Source organism: Phytohabitans aurantiacus (assembly GCF_027923225.1).
GTDB classification, from domain to species: Bacteria; Actinomycetota; Actinomycetes; order Mycobacteriales; family Micromonosporaceae; genus Phytohabitans; species Phytohabitans aurantiacus.
Genome location: NZ_BSDI01000085.1, coordinates 26,291 through 44,570, shown reverse-complemented (window position 1 = coordinate 44,570; position 18,280 = coordinate 26,291). Strand labels below are relative to the sequence as shown.

The window sequence follows — 18,280 nt, the reverse complement described above, 5'->3', positions numbered from 1 at the left end:
TCAACACAAGACCCCGAATGACCCTCGGCTGGGCCAACCCAGCTGACAAAATGGCCCAACTACTCGGTGTTGCAACCACCGGTTGAGCTCGCCTATGGCGACGCTGGAGCTCCAAGATCTGGCTGGTCTGCGGCGCGAAGCGGGCGAATCGCCCGCCTCCGCCGCCCCGCTGCCTTCGGCGGGATCAAGCGCGCCCGCGACGCGGCATCGGCCCCCCAGGACGCCCCGTCCGGCCCGCCCTCGACGGCCGTGAGCGCACACATCCGCCACACACCTGCCACAGACCCGCCGATCAAGGGCAAACCCATCGATCAAGGGCAAACGCACGCGGAAAAGAGATCCAACCGCGTGCATTCGCCCTTGATCGGCGGCGATGGCGCGGCGACACGCCGCCACACCCGGCGGATCGCGCGGCGACACGCCGCCACACCCGGCGGGGATGGCGTGGCGCCACGCCGCCCTTGGACGGCGGCGGCGTGGCGACGCCGCCTTACCCAGCGGAGATGGCGTGGTTGCGCGCCGCCTCGCGGGATGGACGTCAACAGCGCGGAGAGCGCGGCGACCAGCCCACGCGGACAGCCCAGCCCGCGCGCGACGGCTCGACGGGCGGGACGGCATGGCCCGCGGGACGGCATGGCTGCGTAGCGAGCGGAGCGGACGGCTAGAGGAGGGCGCCCTCGTCGTGGAGCCAGTCGACGAAGGAGGTGGCCACCGCCGCCCCGCAGTCGAGCATCTCGACGACCAGCGCGTCGTGGGCGCCAGCGCTGAGCGGCACCTGCATCTCGGCGTAGATCGGAAGCTGGCCGCGCTCGGTGGGGTCGCCGACATACGCCTTGCAGAACCGGCGCGTGTGGTTCCACTCGTTGACGACTCTGTAGGCGCGATCGGCCCAGTCGGGCGGGACGGTGGAGTGTGGCCGGGCGCGCATGACGAGGATCTCGTCGTCAGGCCCCTCCAGCGTGAAGAGCACCGCGTGCCGCTCCCACATCGCCAGCAGGCTGCCGTCGCCGTCGGCCAGATATCGCACATCGAGCAGGTCGAGGGCCTCGCCGATGCGGCTCAACGTGACCGGGCCGACCGCCACCGCCATGTCGTCCATAGTGGACACATCGGCTGGCAGGGTCACATGCTCCGGCTCCCGCTGCGCCGGCACCCCCACACGCCGGACTGTGCTGCGTTGAACTCCACGGGCTCCGCTTCGAGTCTCCGGCTCACCACTACCGGTGTGACCAGAGCGCCATGACCACCACGGCATCGCTCGCGCACCTCACTCCCCAGCGGATCCAGCCGCCTACGTTGCGTTGGACCCGACGCACGACGGTACCCGGACAGCCGGCTTCAGGCATCCCCCCAACGGCCCCACCAATCCAGAGAGACTACGGGACATCAGCCGTTCGTACGAGTGGTAGCTGGTCGTACCGCGAATTGACTTACAGGAAGTAGCCAGGCAATGCCGTAAGGTGCGGCAAGCCCGATCCACCGGCCAGCAAGTTGTACGTTGACGGTGCCGGCAGGGGTCATGTCCGATCGGCCGAGAAAGCCCATCCGGGCGACGCCCTGTACCAGCCGTTGCGGCACCTCGATGTGAGCCCCATCGGTCGTTACCACGATCGCCACATGGTCGAGGAGAGCGTCGCGCACCGCGCGTTCGGCCACCGGGCGCCCACCCACTCCCTCGGTGGCCGCGGCGCGCAGCGTGCCCGCGGCGGCCGCGGCGATGCGCCGCACCTCCGCGGCGGGCAGCTGCTCGACGACGCGGCCCGCCGCCGGCGGCAGCGGCCAGCGCCATTCCGCGTCGCGCCGAGCCGGCAACACCAGGTCACCCGGCAGATCGACTGCCTTCAACAGGTCCGCGGCCGCCACCGTCGCGTCGTCGGGTCCGGCTCCCGCCACGGTACGGCTGACGAGCACCGCCCACGGCAGCCGCCCCCACAGGGCGGTGCGATCGGGGGCGACCCGGCGGAGCCGGACGAGGGCGGCCGCATCCAGCCGGTTCAGCCGGGCCAGGAACGCGCCAACGTCCTGGCGGTCGGGTGTCATCGGTACCCGGTCAAGAAGGACCGCTCCGCGTCGGTGAGCCTGCGCGGACGCTGCCCCCGCAGGTCATAGGGGGCGCAGACGGACCGCGCCCGGCTGGCGACCTCGTCGCCGTCGAAAAGCTCGTATGCCACGGTGAACCGCGCGGCGCGGATCTCCTCGATCCACATCTCGATGCGGACCGGGTCGCCGTAGTCGACCGGGCGCAGGTAGTCGATCTCGTGCCGGACGATGACCACGCCCTCTTCGAGGGTGGTGACGCCGGCGTCCCGGGCGGCGACGAACATCATCGCCACCCGGGCCTCTTCGTAGAGCGTGAGGAATCGCGCGTTGTTGACGTGGCCGTAGACGTCCATGTCGGACCAGCGCAACGCGCAGTGGAAGACGAACCGGTCAGTCACGGGTGAGCTTGCGGTAGGTCACCCGGTGTGGCCGGGCCGCCTCCGCGCCGAGCCGGTCGATCTTGTTCTTCTCGTACGCCTCGAAGTTGCCTTCGAACCAGAACCACTTCGCCGGGTTCTCCTCGTCACCTTCCCAGGCGAGGATGTGCGTGGCGACCCGGTCGAGGAACATCCGGTCGTGCGAGATGACCACGGCACAGCCGGGGAACTCCAGCAGCGCGTTTTCGAGGCTCGACAGCGTTTCGACGTCGAGGTCGTTGGTCGGCTCGTCGAGCAGGATCACGTTGCCGCCGATCTTCAGCGTCATCGCGAGGTTGAGCCGGTTGCGCTCGCCGCCCGACAGCACCTTGGTCGGCTTCTGCTGGTCGGGGCCCTTGAAGCCGAACGCGGCCACATAGGCCCGGGACGGCATCTCGACCTTGCCGACCATCAGGTGGTCGAGCCCGTCCGAGACGACCTCCCACACCGTCTTGTTGCCGGCGAGACCCTCACGGTTCTGGTCGACGTACGACAGCGAGACCGTCTCGCCGACCTTGACGCCGCCCTTGTCGGCCTGCTCCAGACCGACGATGGTCTTGAAGAGCGTGGTCTTACCGACACCGTTCGGGCCGATGATGCCGACGATGCCGTTGCGGGGCAGCGAGAACGACAGGTTGTCGATCAGCACCCGGTCGCCAAAGCCCTTGACCAGCCCCTGCGCCTCGATCACCGTGCTGCCCAGGCGCGGGCCCGGCGGGATCTGGATCTCCTCGAAGTCGAGCTTGCGGGTGCGGTCGGCCTCGGCGGCCATCTCCTCGTACCGGTCGAGTCGCGCACGCGACTTCGTCTGCCGGGCCTTGGCGTTCGAGCGCACCCACTCCAGCTCCTCGGAGAGGCGCCGCTTGAGCTTGGCGTCCTTGCGCCCCTCGACGGCCAGCCGGGCGGCCTTCTTCTCGAGGTACGTCGAGTAGTTGCCCTCGTAGCCGATCGCGCGACCGCGGTCGAGCTCGAGGATCCAGCCCGCGACGTTGTCGAGGAAGTACCGGTCGTGCGTGATCGCGAGCACGGTGCCGGCGTACTTGGCGAGGTGCTGCTCCAGCCACTGCACGCTCTCGGCGTCGAGGTGGTTGGTGGGCTCGTCGAGCAACAGCAGGTCGGGCGCCTCGAGGAGCAGCTTGCACAGCGCCACCCGGCGGCGTTCACCACCGGAGAGCTGGGTGACGTCGGCGTCCGGCGGCGGGCACCGCAACGCGTCCATCGCCAGCTCCAGCTTGGAGTCGATGTCCCACGCGTCGCTGTGGTCGAGCTCCTCCTGGAGCTTGCCCATCTCCTCCATCAGCTCGTCGGAGTAGTCGGTGGCCATCTGCTCGGCGATCTTGTTGAACCGCTCCAGCTTGGCCTTGGTCTCCGCGACCGCCTCTTCGATGTTGCCGAGCACGGTCTTCGCGTCGTTGAGCGGCGGCTCCTGCGCGAGCATGCCCACGGAGTACCCGGGCATCAGGCGCGCCTCGCCATTGCTCGGCCGGTCGAGACCAGCCATGATCTTGAGCAGGCTGGACTTACCCGCGCCGTTCGGGCCGACCACACCGATCTTGGCGCCCGGCAGGAAGCTCAGCGTCACGTTGTCGAGCACGACCTTGTCGCCGTGCGCCTTACGCGCCTTCTCCAGGACGTAGATGTACTGGGCCACGGTGCGGCCTACCTCCAATAGATGTTTTCAATCCTGCGCCGTCGTCAATCCTGACAGGTACACGGTGCGAGCCGCGAATCACCCCTGTGGTGAGGGCACGCCAAGGGTTTTTATCCCCCGACATGCCTGCAACCTCTTGCTGTGGGGTTCGTGAGGTCTTAACTTCCCGCGGCATGGGACAGCTAACTATTGAGCGCACCGCGGGCGAGCGTTATTCCACCAACGCGGCGGCTGGGGCTACGGTCGGCGATATGACCCAGCAGGTCACCCTGACGCTCCCCGACGACGTCGTCGAGTTGCTCGCCAAGAAAGCCGATCCGTCCGCGTTCGTGGCGGAGCTGGTTCGCGGCCGGATGATGGGTGAGGTCGTTCGGGAGCAGCTGCGCGCCGCCGGCTTCGCGATCACCGACGAGGGCGTCGCGGAGGCTCGTGCCGAGATCGAGCGCCTGCGCAAGAGCATCACGCCGGAGACACGAGCCAAGGCCGCCGAGCTGTACGCCGAGGTCATGCGCATGAGGGCAGGCTTCCGTGGCTGAAGCGCAGATCGTGCTGGAGACGAGCGCTCTGCTGGCATACGCCCAGGGATCGGAGTGGGTGGGCCAGCACCTGACCCGCGCCACTCAGGACGCCGAAGACGTCGTGGTCCCCGCGCTGTGCCTGGCTGAGGCATACCGGCGCACCGACAGCGAGGGATGGCACATGCTCGACGTGCTCGCCGTCCATCCCAGCGTGGTCGTAGCGCCGGTCGAGCAGGACATGTGCAGCGTCCTCGGCGGCTGGAGCCGAAAGATGAAGACCATGGATCTCGCGCAGGCCGCGATCGAGGCAGCGGGCCGGCCGATGGCTCCCGTGATGACCGACAAACCTGAGCTGATCAGAGAGCATTTGCCGGAGGAGTGGCCGGTGGTGGAGCTATAAGTTGACGGCTGGCTCGGTGGCTCGGGTGCCGTCGGGGGTTTGGATGATGAGTTCCTTGGACGAGACGGAGTACACCGTCACTGAGCCGCCCTTGGTGTTGCGGGCGCGGTAGCCGTACTGGGTCGCCTCGACGTCCGTGAGAAAGATCGCGTTTACGTCGTTGACCAGTTCCTCGCCCGGCGGGCCGCTGTGGCCCTGGTAGTACAGCTTTTCGTCGGCGTCCACGCAGATCCAGACCTCCGACCGGCCGGTGCGCACGTAGAGCAGCCCCGTGAGGTCCTTCCCCGCCTTCTGCTGCGTGGAGGCAGGGCAGACGACGGCCGTCGGAGACGGTGACGGCGAGGGTGAAGGGGACGGTGTGAAGGGGTCGCCGATGTCCTCGCCAGTGTTCCGATCCGCCCCAGTGTTTTGCGGGTCGTCACCCCGATTGCCCAATACGAAACCTACCGACGCGCCGATGACGGCGAGAAATACGAGCGCGACGAGAAGCGGGCCGACGATGCGCGGCCGCGGGGTCGGTTCGGGTGTGGGCACGGTTCCAGCGTCCCACGGTGGGGCAATGACCTGCGGGACAAGTAGGCTCAGGGGAACCTGGACACCGGAGGTGTACGGAGCGTGACGGTCCGTAGTTCGTTCGTCGTGGTCGCCAACCGCCTGCCAGTCGACGAGATCACGACGTCCGAGGGGCGACAGTGGCGGCCCAGCCCGGGCGGTCTGGTCACCGCGCTGCACCCCGTTCTCGCGCAGTACCGGGGGACCTGGGTCGGCTGGTCAGGTGGGGTCGGTGAGGCGCCTGAGCCGTTCGATCTGGAGGGCATCCGGCTGCACCCGGTGCCGCTGAGCGCCGACGAGTTGGAGCGCTACTACGAGGGCCAGTCGAACGCGACGATCTGGCCGCTGTACCACGACGCGGTGGAGACGCCGGTCTTCAAGAGACGCTGGCGCGAGGCGTACCGGACGGTCAACGCGCGCTTCGCGGAGGCGGCCGCCGAGGTGGCCGCCGAGGGCGCCACGGTGTGGGTGCAGGACTACCAGCTCCAGCTCGTGCCGGCGATGCTCCGGGAGCTGCGCCCCGACCTGCGCATCGGGTTCTTCCTGCACATCCCGTTCCCGCCGATCGAGCTGTTCATGCAGATGCCACTGCGCGCCGAGGTGCTGCGTGGCCTGCTCGGCGCCGACCTGGTGGGCTTCCAGCAGCGGCTGGCGGCGCAGAACTTCGTCCGGCTGGCTCGGCACCTGCTCGGCCTGCGCTATGAGGGGCAGACGATCATCGTCGACGGGCGGCGGGTCAAGGCGGGCGCCTTCCCGATCTCGATCGACGTGGCCGAGATGGAGCGGATGGCCGCCGACCCGCAGGTACAGGCCAGGGCGAAGCAGATCCGCGCCGAGCTGGGCGACCCGAAGACGGTCGTACTGGGCGTCGACCGGCTCGACTACACCAAGGGCATCGAGCGCCGGCTCAAGGCGTTCCGCGAGTTGCTCGCCGACGGCAAGCTGTCGGTGCCGGACGCGGTCATGGTGCAGGTGGCGACGCCGAGCCGGGAGCGGGTGGAGCACTACCAGGCGTTGCGGGTGAAGGTCGAGCGCGAGGTGGGCCGGATCAACGGCGAGTTCGGCCGTGTTGGCGTACCGGCCGTGCACTACCTCCACCAGTCGTACAGTCGCAGTGAGCTGGCCGCTCTGTACTGCGCGGCCGACGTGATGATGGTGACGCCACTGCGAGACGGTATGAACCTCGTTGCCAAGGAGTACGTGGCCTCGCGCGCCGACACGGGCGGTGCGCTGGTGCTCAGCGAGTTCGCGGGCGCGGCCACCGAGCTGCGCCAGGCGTTCCTGTGCAATCCGCACGACCCCGATGGCGTCAAGGACGCGCTGCTGCGCGCGGTGCACGTCGACAAGGTCGAGGCGCGCCGCCGCATGCGGATCATGCAGCGTCACCTGCGCGCCCACGACGTCGGCCAGTGGGCCCGCTCCTTCCTGAACGAGCTAGGTGTCCCGGAGGCCACCTGATGGCTGAGCTAGCTGGCGCTCGCTACGCTCGCGCGAGTCATGCACCTCTGGTGCCTCCCTGTAGGCGCCAGTCGCTCCGGTCGCTGTCCTCGCTGCCGTCAGGTGGCACCACCCGCTTGGTGGCGCCTGCGGGAGGCGGCGCATGACTCAACTCGGGCGCCGCAGGCGGACCGACCTAGCCGACCTCGATCAGCGGGAAGTGGGCGAGATCGAGCCGGGGCTGCGGTCGGCCATCGGTCGGATCGCCCGGGCGCCTCAGCTGCTGGTCGCCTGCGACTACGACGGCACGCTCGCGCCGATCGTCACCGACCCGACGAAGGCGGTGCCGTTGCCCGAGGCGGTGGCCGCCGTTCGGGCGCTGGCCTCGCTCCCGCAGACCACGGTGGCGGTGGTGTCCGGACGAGCGCTGCGCGATCTGGCGGCGCTGTCCCGGCTGCCGTCCGAGGTGCACCTGGTGGGCAGCCACGGCTCCGAGTTCGACATCGGGTTCGTGGAGCGGCTGGCGCCGGAGCTGGTCGAGACCCGCACCCGGCTGCAGCAGGCGGTCCGCGAGGCCGTCGCGGGTGCCGTGGGGGTACGGCTGGAGGCGAAACCGGCGAGCGTCGCCGTACACGTGCGCGCGGCTGAGCCCGATGTGGCCGCGCGGGTCATCGAAGCGCTTCGAACAGGGCCGGCCACCTGGCCCGACGTGACCGTCACCAACGGTAAGCAGGTCATGGAGCTGTCGGTACTGCCGACCAACAAGGGCGCGGCGGTCGACCAGTTGCGCGCGCAGATGTCGGCGAGCGCGGCGCTCGTGATCGGCGATGACATCACCGACGAGCAGGCGTTCGCCCGGCTGCACGGTCCCGACGTCGGCATCAAGATCGGGCCCGGTGACACCGCCGCGGGTTACCGCGTCGGCGAGCCGATCGAGGCCGCCCGCGTACTGGCCCTGCTGCTGCAGACCCGGCGCAACTGGCTCTTCGGCGAGCGGGCGGTGCCGATCGAGCGGCACACCATGCTCGCCAACGGACGCACCGTCGCGCTGCTCACGCCCGAGGCCAAGGTGTCGTGGCTGTGCCACCCCCGCCCGGACTCGTCAGCCCTCTTCGCCGACCTGCTCGGCGGCGCACCGGCGGGACACTTCACGGTCGCGCCCGATCGGGGCGGCATCCCGCTGGGCCAGCGCTACCGCACCAACACGATGACCGTCGAGACCCGCTGGTCGGGGCTCACCGTCACCGACTGGCTGGACGACGCCGACGACTCCACGCTGGTCCGGGTCATCACCGGGCACGTGCGGGCGCGGCTGGAGTTCGCGCCCCGGCCCGAGTACGGGCAGGTGGCCGTCCGGCTCCAGCCGCTCGGTGACGGCCTGCTGGTACTCGGCTCTCCCGAGCCCGTCACGCTCTACTCCCCCGGCGTCGAGTGGGACATCGTCTCCGACGGCGGGCACGACACCGCGCGGGCGGTCGTCGACCTGTCCGCGCGCGGCGGTCAGGTGGCCTTGGAGCTGCGGTTCGGGTCCGACAGCCTCGACCACTCGGTCGTACCCCTCACAGAGCGCCAGGCCGCCGCGGAAGGCGCGTGGCGCGACTGGGCCGCGTCGCTGCGGCTGCCCGCCACCGCACGCGACCTGGTGCTGCGCTCGGCGCTCACGCTGCGCGGGCTGTGCCACGAGCCGACCGGAGGCATCCTCGCGGCCGCGACCACGTCGCTGCCCGAGGAGATCGGCGGCGTACGCAACTGGGACTACCGGTACTGCTGGTTCCGCGACGCGGCGATGACCGCTCGCGCGCTGGTCGACCTCGGCTCGCTCGACGAGGCGGAGCGCTTCCTGCGCTGGGTCGACGGCTGTGTGGAGCGCACCGGCGGCCACCCCGAACGGCTGCACCCGCTGTACACGGTCGAGGGGTACGAGTTGGGGGCCGAGGCGGTCATCGACACGCTGCCCGGCTGGGCCGGCTCCCGCCCGGTCCGGGTCGGCAACCTGGCCAACCACCAGCTCCAGCTCGACGTCTTCGGCCCGGTCGCCGACCTGCTGGCCGCCGTCGCCGACGCGCGCGGCTCGGTGCGCCCCGACGAGTGGCGGGTACTGGAAGCGATGGTCCAGGCCGTCGAGCGGCGGTGGCACGAGCCCGACCACGGCCTGTGGGAGGCCCGCCTGCCGCCGCGCCACCACGTGTACTCGAAGGTCATGTGCTGGATGACCGTCGACCGGGCACTGCAGGCGGTGCGCCGGCACGGTGACGGCGATCGGCCCGAGTGGGTCGAGCTGCGCGACCGGATCGGCCACAACGTGCTGGAGCACGGCTGGCACGACGGGGCGGGCGCCTACACGGTGGCGTACGGGGACGAAGACATGGACGCGTCCAGCCTCTGGATTGGCCTGTCCGGGCTGCTGCCCGACGACGACCCGCGCTTCCTCGCCACCGTGCTCAAGATCGAGGCCGAGCTGCGCAGCGGCCCGGTCGTCTACCGGTACCGGTGGGACGACGGGCTGCCGGGGCGCGAAGGCGGGTTCCACGTGTGTACGGCATGGCTGATCGAGGCGTACCTGCGCACCGGGCGGCGCGGCGACGCCGAGGAGCTCTTCGCGCAGATGCTCGACACGGCCGGACCGACCGGCCTGCTGCCGGAGCAGTACGACCCGCTGGCCGAGCGCGGCCTCGGCAACCACCCCCAGGCGTACAGCCACCTCGGCCTGATCCGCTGCGCCCTGTTGCTCGACTCCTAGGGCAGTACGCCCACGACCTCGCCGACCACCACGATCGCGGGTGGGCGGAACGACGACGCGACCTCGGTAACCGCACCCAGGGTCGTGCGGACCGTGCGTTGAGACGCCGTCGTGCCCTCCTGCACCACCGCCGTCGGGGTGTCCGGCGAGCGGCCGTGCGCCAGCAGCGTGGCGGCGATCGCGGGAAGGTTCTTCAACCCCATCAGCACCACGAGCGTGCCCCGCATCCGGGCCAGTGCCGGCCAGTCGACAAGAGACGTCGGGTCGTCGGGTGCCACGTGCCCCGACACCACCGTGAACTCGTGCGCCACCCCGCGATGGGTCACCGGGATGCCGGCCACCGCCGGGGCGGCGATCGAGCTGCTCACGCCCGGGATGACGGTCACCGGTACGCCCGCCTCGGCGCACGCGATGGCCTCCTCGCCGCCCCGCCCGAAGACGTACGGGTCGCCGCCCTTGAGCCGCACCACGAGCAGGCCGGCGCTCGCCCGCTCCACGATGATGCGGTTGATCTCTTCCTGCGCCCGCGCCGGCCCGTACGGGATCTTCGACGCGTCGACGAGCTCCACCTCGGGGCGCAGCTCGTCGAGGAGCAGCCCGGGGACCAGCCGGTCGGCGACCACCACGTCGGCCTCGGCCAGCATCCGCCGTCCCTTTACGGTGATCAGCTCAGGGTCGCCGGGCCCGGCGCCGACCAGCACGACGCGCCCACCGCCGACGACCTCGGCAGCCTCAGCGGGCCGCCCAGCGGCCACGGCTGGCGTGACGCACCCCGGCAGCGTCCCGTCGAGCAGGCCCTCCCGGATCGCGTCGCGGATCACCACGGCCCGGGGCGGGTCGCCGCCGGCCGTCACCGCGACCGTCACCGGCCCGTGCCGGGTCACCGCTGGCGTCCACGCCGTTGCCTGGTGCCGGTCGTCGGCGCGTACGCAGAAGACCCGCCGTTCCAGCGCCGCCGCGCTGACCGCCGCCGCCGCGAACCGGTCGTCGACGGCCACCTGCACCAGCCAGGCACCGTCTACATCGGACGCCTCGAAGCGGCGCGGCTCCCAGTGCAGCTTGCCGGCGTCGACCAGCGACTGAAGCGCCGGGGTGAGGCTGGGGCTGACCAGTACCACCCGGGCGCCGGCCTCCAGCAGCGCGGGCACCCGCCGGCTGGCGACCGCCCCACCACCGACGACGAGTACCCGGCGCCCCTCCAGCCGAAGCGCCAGCGGATATAAGTTCATTTTTCCGATACTCCCGCCGAGTCGAACGTCGCCACCTCGTGCAGCACGCGCACCGCCGCCGCCACGATCGGCAGTGCCAGCACGGCACCGCTGCCCTCACCGAGCCGCAACCCCAGGTCGATGAGCGGCTCCAGCCCCAGGTGCCGCAGGGCCACCGTCGCGCCCGGCTCCGACGAGCGGTGGCCACCGACCATCGCGCCCACCGCGTCCGGCGCCAGCGCCGCCGCGGCCAGGGCGGCGGACACCGCGATCACCCCGTCCAGGATCACGGGTACGCGGCGGGAGGCGGCGCCGAGGATGTAGCCGGCCAGGGCGGCGTGCTCCAAGCCGCCAACGGCCGCCAGGACGCCGACCGGGTCACCCGGGTCGGGCGCGTGCAGCCGCAGGGCCGACTCGACGACGGCGACCTTGCGGACGTACGTGTCGTCGTCGACCCCGGTGCCGCGGCCGGTCGTCGCGGAGGCGGGAGTGCCGGTGAACGCCGCGATCAGGGCCGCCGACGGCGTGGTGTTGGCGATGCCCATGTCGCCGGTGAGCAGGATGCCGGCTCCCTCGTCGATGAGACGGAACGCGATGCGGGTGCCCGCTTCGAGCGCGGCGGTCACCTCGTCGCGGGTCAGTGCCGGCCCGACCGCCATGTCGCGGGTGCCGGCGCGCACGCGGGCGTTGACGAGGCGGTCGGCGGCTTCCAGTGGGGCGGCCACCCCGACGTCCACCACGGTGACCGACGCGCCGACCTGCCGCGCGAACGCGTTGACCACCGCACCGCCGGCCAGGAAGTTCGCCACCATCTGCGCGGTGACCTCCTGCGGCCACGGCGTCACACCCTGGGCGTGCACGCCGTGATCACCGGCGAACACCGCGAGCGCCGCCGGCTCTGGCAGCGGCGGTGGACACACTCCCGCCAGCCCGGCAAGACGCACCGACAGCTCCTCGAGCTGCCCCAACGAGCCAGCCGGCTTGGTCAGCCGCGCCTGCAGCGCGCGGGCAGCCTCCATAGCTTCCTCGTCGAGCGGTGCGATCCCTTCGAGCATTTAAGCCTCCTGCTTTTCTTTAGGGTGGGGTGGCGGGCACGTAATCAGCAGAGCAACTGCGGTCACGAACGCGTCCGTGGTGGCAGTGTCCCGCACCGCGATCCGTAACCATTCGGTACCTAGCCCCGGAAACGTGTCGCCGCGCCGCACCGCGTACCCCTGCTCGCGCAGAGCCAGCCGCACGCGGTCCGCCCCCGCGAGCCGCACCAGGACAAACGAGCTGGCCGGATCGCCGGCCACCACGACGCCCGGCAGGTCGCGCAGCGCCGCCACGAGATGCGCCCGATCGGACGCCAGGCTCGCCGCTATCTCACGCTCCGCCGCCACGGCGACGGCGTCCGCACACGCGAGCGCCGCCGCGAGCGCCGGCGTCGACACGGCCCACAGCGGCTGTACGGTCGACAACCGGCCGAGCACCGATGGCTCGCCGAGCAGGTAGCCGATCCGCAGTCCCGCGAGCCCCCACGTCTTGGTGAGGCTGCGGACCACTACGAGACCCGGTACGTCGCGGCGGGCGGCCAGCGACTCGGTCTCGCCGGTGGTGTCGGCGAACGCCTCGTCGACCACCAGTACCCGCCCGGGGCGTGCCAGGGCGGCCACGGTGGCGGCCGGGTGCAGCACCGACGTGGGGTTCGTGGGATTGCCGATGAAGACGAGGTCGGCGTCGTCCGGTACGAGTGCAGGGTCGAGCCTGAAACCGGTGGCCTCCGGCAGGATCACGCGCGTGACCTCGTGACCGGCGTTGCGCAGGGCGGCTTCCGGCTCGGTGAACTGCGGGTGCACCACCACGGCACGGCGCGCGCCACGAAACGCCTGTGCCAGCAGCACGAACCCTTGCGCGGCGCCAGCGGTCAGCAGGACCTCGTCGACCGGACGCCCGTGCCGCGCCGCCACCGCCGCGCGGGCCGGGCCCTGATCCGGGTACGCCGCCAGGCTTCGCAGGGACTCGACGATCGGCTCGGACAGCCACGGTGGCATGGGATCGCGGCGCACGTTGACGGCCAGGTCCACCAGGCCGGGCGCCACCTCGGCATCACCATGGTGTGCCAGGTCAAGGCTGTCCGCGTACCCCATGCCTCGATCATGCCGGGCGGCGCGCAAGCCGGCGGCGCAGGGGGACACAGTCCTGGTTTGCCCGTTTAGATCATGTCTTAAGCTCTTATGTCCTAAGGTTTGTACGGTGATGAAGCGCGTACTCACCGCCAGCAGCAAGCTTGCGCCACTCGTGCGTGCCGGGCTCATCGCCGGGGTCATCGTCGCGGGCGCGGCGTATCCGATCGCCGCCGCCGCCGGACTCGGCGCCAAGAAGACGGCCGAACTGGTCGAGGGCATGCCATCCGTGCTCAATGTCACGCCGCCCGCGCAGACCACGTACGTGTACGCGGCCGACGGACGGACGCTGATCACGGCGTTCTACGAGGAACACCGCAAGTACATACCGATCAGCGAGATGTCCACGACGATCCAGCACGCCATCGTGGCGGCCGAGGACTCGCGCTTCTACGACCACAACGGCGTGGACGCCAAGGGCATCGCGCGCGCCTTCGTCGCCAACCACCAGGGCGGTGAGGTGCAGCAGGGCGCGTCGACCATCACGATGCAGTATGTGCGGATGGCGTTGCGCGACAGTGCCAAGACGCCACTGGAAGTGCAGCAGGCCACCGAGCAGACCAGCACCCGCAAGCTGCGCGAGATGCGGCTCGCGGTCGAGCTGGAGAAGCAGGTTTCCAAGGAACAGGTGCTGGAGCGGTACCTGAACTCGGCCTACTTCGGCCACCGGGCGTACGGGATCTTCGCGGCCGCGCAGGTGTTCTTCTCCAAGACGCCCAAGGATCTCACCGTGGTCGAAGCCGCCACGCTGGCCGGGCTGGTGAAGGCGCCGTCGGAGTTCGACCCGGCGAGCAAGGACAAGCGGGCCGCCACCGAGCGGCGCAACTACGTCATCGACCGCATGGTGGCGCTCACGTACCTCACGCCCGCCGCAGGCACCTCCGCGAAGGCGGAACCGATCAAACTGCGGCTCACCACGCCGGCCAACGACTGCGTCTCGGTTCCCAAGTCGCGCAACAACTGGGGCTTCTTCTGCGACTACTTCAAGTCATGGTGGACGGAGCAGAAGCAGTTCGGCAGCAGCCCACAGGAGCGCGAAGACCGCCTCCGCCGCGGCGGCTACCGCGTCGTCACCTCGCTCGACCCCAAGGTGCAGACGTTCGCGCAGAAGCATGTGTTCGCGAAGGAGCCGACACGCAGCAAGTGGGCTCACGGGCTGGTGATCGTCAAGCCCGGCACCGGACACATCAAGGCGATGACCGTCAACCGCGTCTACTCGCTCAACCAGAAGGGCAACGGGCCGCACTCCGACCCGAACAAGCGCGCGAGGCTGAAGGGGAACTACCCCAACACGGTCAACCCGTTGCTCGGCGGCAGCGACATGCCCGGGTACCAGGCCGGATCGACGTTCAAAATGTTCACGATGCTGGCCGCGCTCGACGCCGGACTGCCCATGTCAACATCGTTCTACGCGCCACAGCGGTACGTGTCGAAGTACCTCGCCGGGCCCGGTGAGCCGGGCAGTTGCGGCGGCCGGTGGTGCCCCGTCAACGCAAGCGGGTCGATGACGGGAAAGCACGCGATGTGGTCCGGTTTCGGAAAATCGGTGAACACGTACTTCGTCCAGCTCGAACAGAAGGTGGGCGCCGACAAGGCCGTCATGATGGCCGAGCGGCTCGGCCTGCGGTGGCGCACCGACATCGACCAGCTCCAGGCGTCACCCGCGAAGCGGAAGGGCTGGGGCGCGTTCACCCTCGGCGTCTCCGACGTCACGCCGATGGAGATGGCGAGCGCCTACGCCACGGTGGCCGCCGACGGCCGGTACTGCGAACCGTTGCCCGTCATGTCCATCACCCGGCCGGACGGCTCCGCTTTCACCGAGGCCACCGAGCCGCGCTGCAAGCAGGTGATCAGTACGGCGGTCGCCCGGGCGGCGGCGGACGCGGCGCGTTGCGTGACCGGGTACCGCGCGGCACGCGGCAACTGCGGCGACTGGTCGACGGCGCCCGGCGTGTACGGGATCGTGAAGCGCCCGGTGGCCGGCAAGACTGGTACGACGGACAACACGCGGGCGGCGTGGTTCGTGGGCTTCACGCCCGATCTGGCGGGTGCCAGCTTCATCGCCGACCCGGACAACCCGCGCAACGCGGTCGGTGACTGGCAGTCCCTAAAACCCATCAACTCGGTCTCGGAGACGTTACGCGACGCCCTAAAGGGCCAACCGATAGCCCGCTTCACCCCACCCCCAGACTCCATCCTGAAATAACCGTGATCAGGGCGGGGTGGCTAGCGGAGGTCGGCGGCTACCAGGGACCAGACCTCCAGGTCGACGCGGCCGGTGTGGACGTGGCCGGCGTTGCGGAGGAGGCCCTCGTAGGTGAAGCCGGCCTTCTCCGCCACCCGGCGGGACGCCGTGTTGCCGGGCGCTACCCGCAGCTCGATGCGCTGGAAATCGTGCTCCAGCAGCAGCGCGATCGCCACCGCGTCGACGGCTTCGGCGGCCACCCCGAAGCCTCGGGTGTCGGGGGCCACCGCGTACGCGACCTCGGTGACCCGCGAGACCCAGTCGGTGCGCTTGGTCCACAGGCAGCCGACGAGCCGGTCGTCTTCTCTGCGGATCACCGCGTAGTGGTCGCCGTTGCCGCTGTCGCGGCGCTCCTGGGCCATCTCGCCGCACCAGGAGGAGCCCTCAATCTGCCCAAACTCCGCCGGAAACGGCAGCCACCGCTGAGTTTGCTTGTCGCTGAAGATCTCGGTGACCGCCTTGGCGTCGGCGAGGTCGACCGGGCGCACGTGCAGCCGGGGCGTCGACACGGTCAGCGAGGGGAAGCGCCGCAACGCCACCTGGCCCGTCACGCGTTGACCTCGTCGCTCGGGCTTACCAGGCTGGGGTCGGTCGGCTCGTCGGAAGGAGGCCGCTGGGCGGGCGGTGTGGGCGGTGCCGGCGGGGTCGGTACGGGAGATGGCGGCGCGGCGGGTGCCGCGGCGGCCACCAATCGGTGCGCGATCTCGGGCACTCCGGCCCAGTGCAGCATGAGCTGCGAGGCGTGTACTCGTCGCAACACGAACCCCTCCGGTGAGCTGCCGCCCCAGGTCCAGGCGGGGTTCTGCCCGGAGCGCGGGTTGACCATGCCCCGGTGCTGCTTGTAGCCGACGACCCGGGCACCCACCTGTGCGACCGGCGTCGACGCCCGCGCGGTGGCCTCCCGGTACCCCACCACCATCTGGTCGGTGCTCATGCCGGTGGCGTCGATGACCCCGCACATGGGGCGGCCGTCGAACTCGCGCGCCAGCCACAGCAGGCCGGCTCCCTCGGCGATGATCGGCCGGCCGGCCTCGGCGAGGGCGGCGACCTCGGTGCAGAGGCGCCGGTTGGCGGACAGCTCCTCGGCGTACGACTCGGGCAGGCCGCCGCCGATGACGAGCGCGTCGGTGCCCTCGGGCAGCTGCTCGTCGCGGAGCGGGTCGACAGGTACCACCGTGGCCCGCGCCGCCGTGAGCAGCTCGGCCGTCTCGGCGTACGAATAGGAGAGCCCGGAGCTGCCGGCGAGCGCGACGACCGGGCGGCGACCGACCGCGACCGCCGGGGTTTCGCCCCTTGCCGACCACGGCTCGACCGTGAGCTGCGGAGCGGAGCGTGCCAGCGCGAGGAGGCGTTCGAGGTCGACGGCGCCCGCGATGCCCTCGCCCAGCCGGCGCACGCCGCGCGCGGCCTCGACGGCCCGGTGCACGACGGGCACCACGCCGTCGTGACGGGGCGGCAGTGTGGGCGGCAGGTCGCGCCGGCGGAGCGCGCCGAACACCGGCACCCCGATGTCGTCGAGCGCCTCGCGGAGCAGCTGCTCGTGGCGGTCGGAGGCGACCCGGTTGAGGATGACGCCGCCGAGCCAGAGCATCTCGTCGTACGCGCGGAAGCCGTGCACGAGCGCCGCGACCGACTGCCCCATGGCGCCGACGTCGACGACCAGCAGTACAGGTGCCCGCAGCGCCGCCGCGACGCCGGCTGTGGAGTGCGAGTCGGCGCGCCCGGTCAGGCTGTCGAACAGGCCCATCGTGCCTTCGACGACCGCGATGTCGGCGCCGTTGGCGCCGTGCGTGAACAGCGGCGCGACGCGCGGCGGCCCGACGAGCCGGGGGTCGAGGTTGCGACCCGGACGGCCGGCGGCGAGGCCGAGGTAGGCGGCGTCGGTGTGGTCGGGTCCGATCTTGAAACCGGACGCCCGCAGGCCGCGCTGGGCCAGCGCGGCGAGGAGTCCGACGGTCACGGCGGTTTTGCCGTGCCCTGACGACGGTGCGCTCACCACGATGCGTGGGACAGCGGTCATCTGCGGCTCCTCCCCTGTCTCGGCCGGCGACGTGAGCCGGCACCAGACTAGTGCCTGAGATCACACGAGTAGCCTCGTGCTGTGTACCGGTTCCTTCTCACCCCTCGCTGGCTGGGCTTAGGCGCCCTCATGGGCGTGGCGGCCGCCGTGATGGTGCTGCTCGGAAATTGGCAGCTCCACCGGTACCAGGAACGTAGCGCGATCAACGAACGGATCGACGCGACCGCCCAGCAGGCACCCGCGCCACTGGCCAGCGTGCTGCCCGGACCGGTCGGCACCGCGGCGCCCGCCGACGCGGCATGGATCCGTGTCACCGTAACCGGTCGATACGACCCCGCCAACGAGATCCTGGCACGGGGCCGCACCGTCGACGGGCACGTGGGCTTCGAGGTGGTGACCCCGCTCGTGCTGGCGGACGGTTCCGCGGTACTGGTCGACCGCGGTTGGGTACCACCGGCGCCGGGCGGTGCCCTGGCGGTACCTGACGTGCCGTCGGCGCCGTCGGGGCAGGTGACGCTGGTGGGGCGGGTACACCTGTCGGAGAGCCAGCCCGATTCGGTGACCCGGCGCGAGGGGCGGCTCGAGACGCGCCGGATCGGGGTGCATCGGCTGGCCGAGGAGCTGCCCTACCCCGTCTACGGCGCGTACCTGCTGGCCGAGGAGGTCGGGCCGGGGCTGACCGAGATTCCGATCGGGCACGAGAACTCCTGGCAGAACGCCGGGTACGTGGTGCAGTGGTGGCTGTTCGCCGCGATGGCCGTCATCGGGTTCGGCTGGCTGGCACGCCGCGAGGCGCACCCGCACTCCCCCGAAGACCGCGACCGGGCCGCGAAGCCCCTTGACCGCGTCGCGGCGGCGGACGCGGAGGGCACCGGGGTACTACCGTGA

The 18,280-nt window shown here is 70.8% G+C and carries 16 protein-coding genes; 6 read left to right on the top strand and 10 right to left on the bottom strand.

Features of this window, described 5'->3' with window-relative positions:
* Positions 1-661: 661 nt before the first annotated feature.
* From QMG73_RS43590 to ettA, 4 genes are all read right to left on the bottom strand, one after another.
* Entirely contained in the window at positions 662-1,255 is a 594-nt protein-coding gene (locus QMG73_RS43590; RefSeq protein ID WP_281905715.1) for a type III secretion system chaperone family protein, read from the bottom strand.
* Between the two features lie 131 nt (positions 1,256-1,386).
* On the bottom strand, positions 1,387-2,040 hold the full coding sequence (locus QMG73_RS43585) for a hypothetical protein (RefSeq protein ID WP_281905714.1): 654 nt from the start codon (positions 2,038-2,040) through the stop codon (positions 1,387-1,389).
* The gene (locus tag QMG73_RS43580; protein ID WP_281905712.1) at positions 2,037-2,438 is read right to left on the bottom strand and encodes an acyl-CoA thioesterase; all 402 of its coding nucleotides are present in this window, start codon (positions 2,436-2,438) and stop codon (positions 2,037-2,039) included. The genes QMG73_RS43585 and QMG73_RS43580 overlap by 4 nt, the downstream gene beginning before the upstream one ends.
* Entirely contained in the window at positions 2,431-4,107 is a 1,677-nt protein-coding gene (gene ettA / locus QMG73_RS43575) for an energy-dependent translational throttle protein EttA (protein ID WP_281905710.1), read from the bottom strand. Before ettA ends, QMG73_RS43580 begins: the two co-directional genes overlap by 8 nt.
* Positions 4,108-4,358: 251 nt before the next feature.
* Between ettA and QMG73_RS43570 the strand changes: the two genes are divergently transcribed.
* Both QMG73_RS43570 and QMG73_RS43565 read left to right on the top strand, forming a co-directional pair.
* Entirely contained in the window at positions 4,359-4,643 is a 285-nt protein-coding gene (locus tag QMG73_RS43570) for a hypothetical protein (RefSeq protein WP_281905707.1), read from the top strand.
* Positions 4,636-5,025: a PIN domain-containing protein gene (locus QMG73_RS43565; RefSeq protein WP_281905705.1), complete on the top strand. Its 390-nt coding sequence runs from the start codon at positions 4,636-4,638 to the stop codon at positions 5,023-5,025. The genes QMG73_RS43570 and QMG73_RS43565 overlap by 8 nt, the downstream gene beginning before the upstream one ends.
* Here QMG73_RS43565 and QMG73_RS43560 read toward each other — a convergent pair.
* On the bottom strand, positions 5,020-5,559 hold the full coding sequence (locus tag QMG73_RS43560) for a hypothetical protein (protein ID WP_281905704.1): 540 nt from the start codon (positions 5,557-5,559) through the stop codon (positions 5,020-5,022). The genes QMG73_RS43565 and QMG73_RS43560 overlap by 6 nt on opposite strands.
* An 81-nt stretch (positions 5,560-5,640) precedes the next feature.
* Here QMG73_RS43560 and QMG73_RS43555 point away from each other — a divergent pair, with 81 nt between their 5' ends.
* Complete coding sequence (locus QMG73_RS43555) at positions 5,641-7,035, top strand: alpha,alpha-trehalose-phosphate synthase (UDP-forming) (RefSeq protein WP_281905703.1); 1,395 nt, start codon at positions 5,641-5,643, stop codon at positions 7,033-7,035.
* Between the two features lie 142 nt (positions 7,036-7,177).
* Positions 7,178-9,754 carry a trehalose-phosphatase gene (gene otsB / locus QMG73_RS43550; protein ID WP_281905702.1) on the top strand — a complete coding sequence of 859 codons (2,577 nt, stop codon included), beginning with the start codon at positions 7,178-7,180 and terminating at the stop codon, positions 9,752-9,754.
* On the opposite strand, the gene cobA is transcribed toward otsB, so the two are convergent.
* From cobA to cobC, 3 genes are read right to left on the bottom strand one after another with little or no spacing between them, the layout of a single operon-like run.
* Entirely contained in the window at positions 9,751-10,983 is a 1,233-nt protein-coding gene (gene cobA / locus QMG73_RS43545; protein WP_281905700.1) for a uroporphyrinogen-III C-methyltransferase, read from the bottom strand. The genes otsB and cobA overlap by 4 nt on opposite strands.
* Complete coding sequence (cobT, locus tag QMG73_RS43540) at positions 10,980-12,017, bottom strand: nicotinate-nucleotide--dimethylbenzimidazole phosphoribosyltransferase (RefSeq protein WP_281905699.1); 1,038 nt, start codon at positions 12,015-12,017, stop codon at positions 10,980-10,982. Before cobT ends, cobA begins: the two co-directional genes overlap by 4 nt.
* A complete protein-coding gene (gene cobC, locus QMG73_RS43535; protein WP_281905698.1) occupies positions 12,018-13,091 on the bottom strand; it encodes an Rv2231c family pyridoxal phosphate-dependent protein CobC in 1,074 nt (357 codons plus the stop codon).
* Between the two features lie 109 nt (positions 13,092-13,200).
* Between cobC and QMG73_RS43530 the strand changes: the two genes are divergently transcribed.
* A complete protein-coding gene (locus tag QMG73_RS43530) occupies positions 13,201-15,333 on the top strand; it encodes a transglycosylase domain-containing protein (RefSeq protein WP_407676944.1) in 2,133 nt (710 codons plus the stop codon).
* A 20-nt stretch (positions 15,334-15,353) separates the two neighbouring features.
* On the opposite strand, the gene QMG73_RS43525 is transcribed toward QMG73_RS43530, so the two are convergent.
* Positions 15,354-15,923, bottom strand: a complete 570-nt coding sequence (locus tag QMG73_RS43525; protein WP_281905696.1) for a GNAT family N-acetyltransferase — start codon at positions 15,921-15,923, stop codon at positions 15,354-15,356.
* The gene (locus QMG73_RS43520; protein WP_281905695.1) at positions 15,920-17,392 is read right to left on the bottom strand and encodes a cobyrinate a,c-diamide synthase; all 1,473 of its coding nucleotides are present in this window, start codon (positions 17,390-17,392) and stop codon (positions 15,920-15,922) included. Before QMG73_RS43520 ends, QMG73_RS43525 begins: the two co-directional genes overlap by 4 nt.
* A gap of 81 nt (positions 17,393-17,473) precedes the next feature.
* On the opposite strand from QMG73_RS43520, the gene QMG73_RS43515 reads away from it, so the two are divergent.
* The gene (locus tag QMG73_RS43515) at positions 17,474-18,280 is read left to right on the top strand and encodes an SURF1 family cytochrome oxidase biogenesis protein (protein ID WP_281905694.1); all 807 of its coding nucleotides are present in this window, start codon (positions 17,474-17,476) and stop codon (positions 18,278-18,280) included.

Coding starts and splice junctions, on each gene's coding strand:
- cobA (WP_281905700.1), bottom strand. CDS start 10,983: ATGAACTTATATCCGCTGGCGCTTCGGCTGGAGGGGCGCCGGGTACTC.
- QMG73_RS43590 (WP_281905715.1), bottom strand. CDS start 1,255: ATGCCGTGGTGGTCATGGCGCTCTGGTCACACCGGTAGTGGTGAGCCG.
- cobC (WP_281905698.1), bottom strand. CDS start 13,091: ATGGGGTACGCGGACAGCCTTGACCTGGCACACCATGGTGATGCCGAG.
- QMG73_RS43570 (WP_281905707.1), top strand. CDS start 4,359: ATGACCCAGCAGGTCACCCTGACGCTCCCCGACGACGTCGTCGAGTTG.
- QMG73_RS43530 (WP_407676944.1), top strand. CDS start 13,201: ATGAAGCGCGTACTCACCGCCAGCAGCAAGCTTGCGCCACTCGTGCGT.
- cobT (WP_281905699.1), bottom strand. CDS start 12,017: ATGCTCGAAGGGATCGCACCGCTCGACGAGGAAGCTATGGAGGCTGCC.
- otsB (WP_281905702.1), top strand. CDS start 7,178: ATGACTCAACTCGGGCGCCGCAGGCGGACCGACCTAGCCGACCTCGAT.
- QMG73_RS43585 (WP_281905714.1), bottom strand. CDS start 2,040: ATGACACCCGACCGCCAGGACGTTGGCGCGTTCCTGGCCCGGCTGAAC.
- QMG73_RS43520 (WP_281905695.1), bottom strand. CDS start 17,392: ATGACCGCTGTCCCACGCATCGTGGTGAGCGCACCGTCGTCAGGGCAC.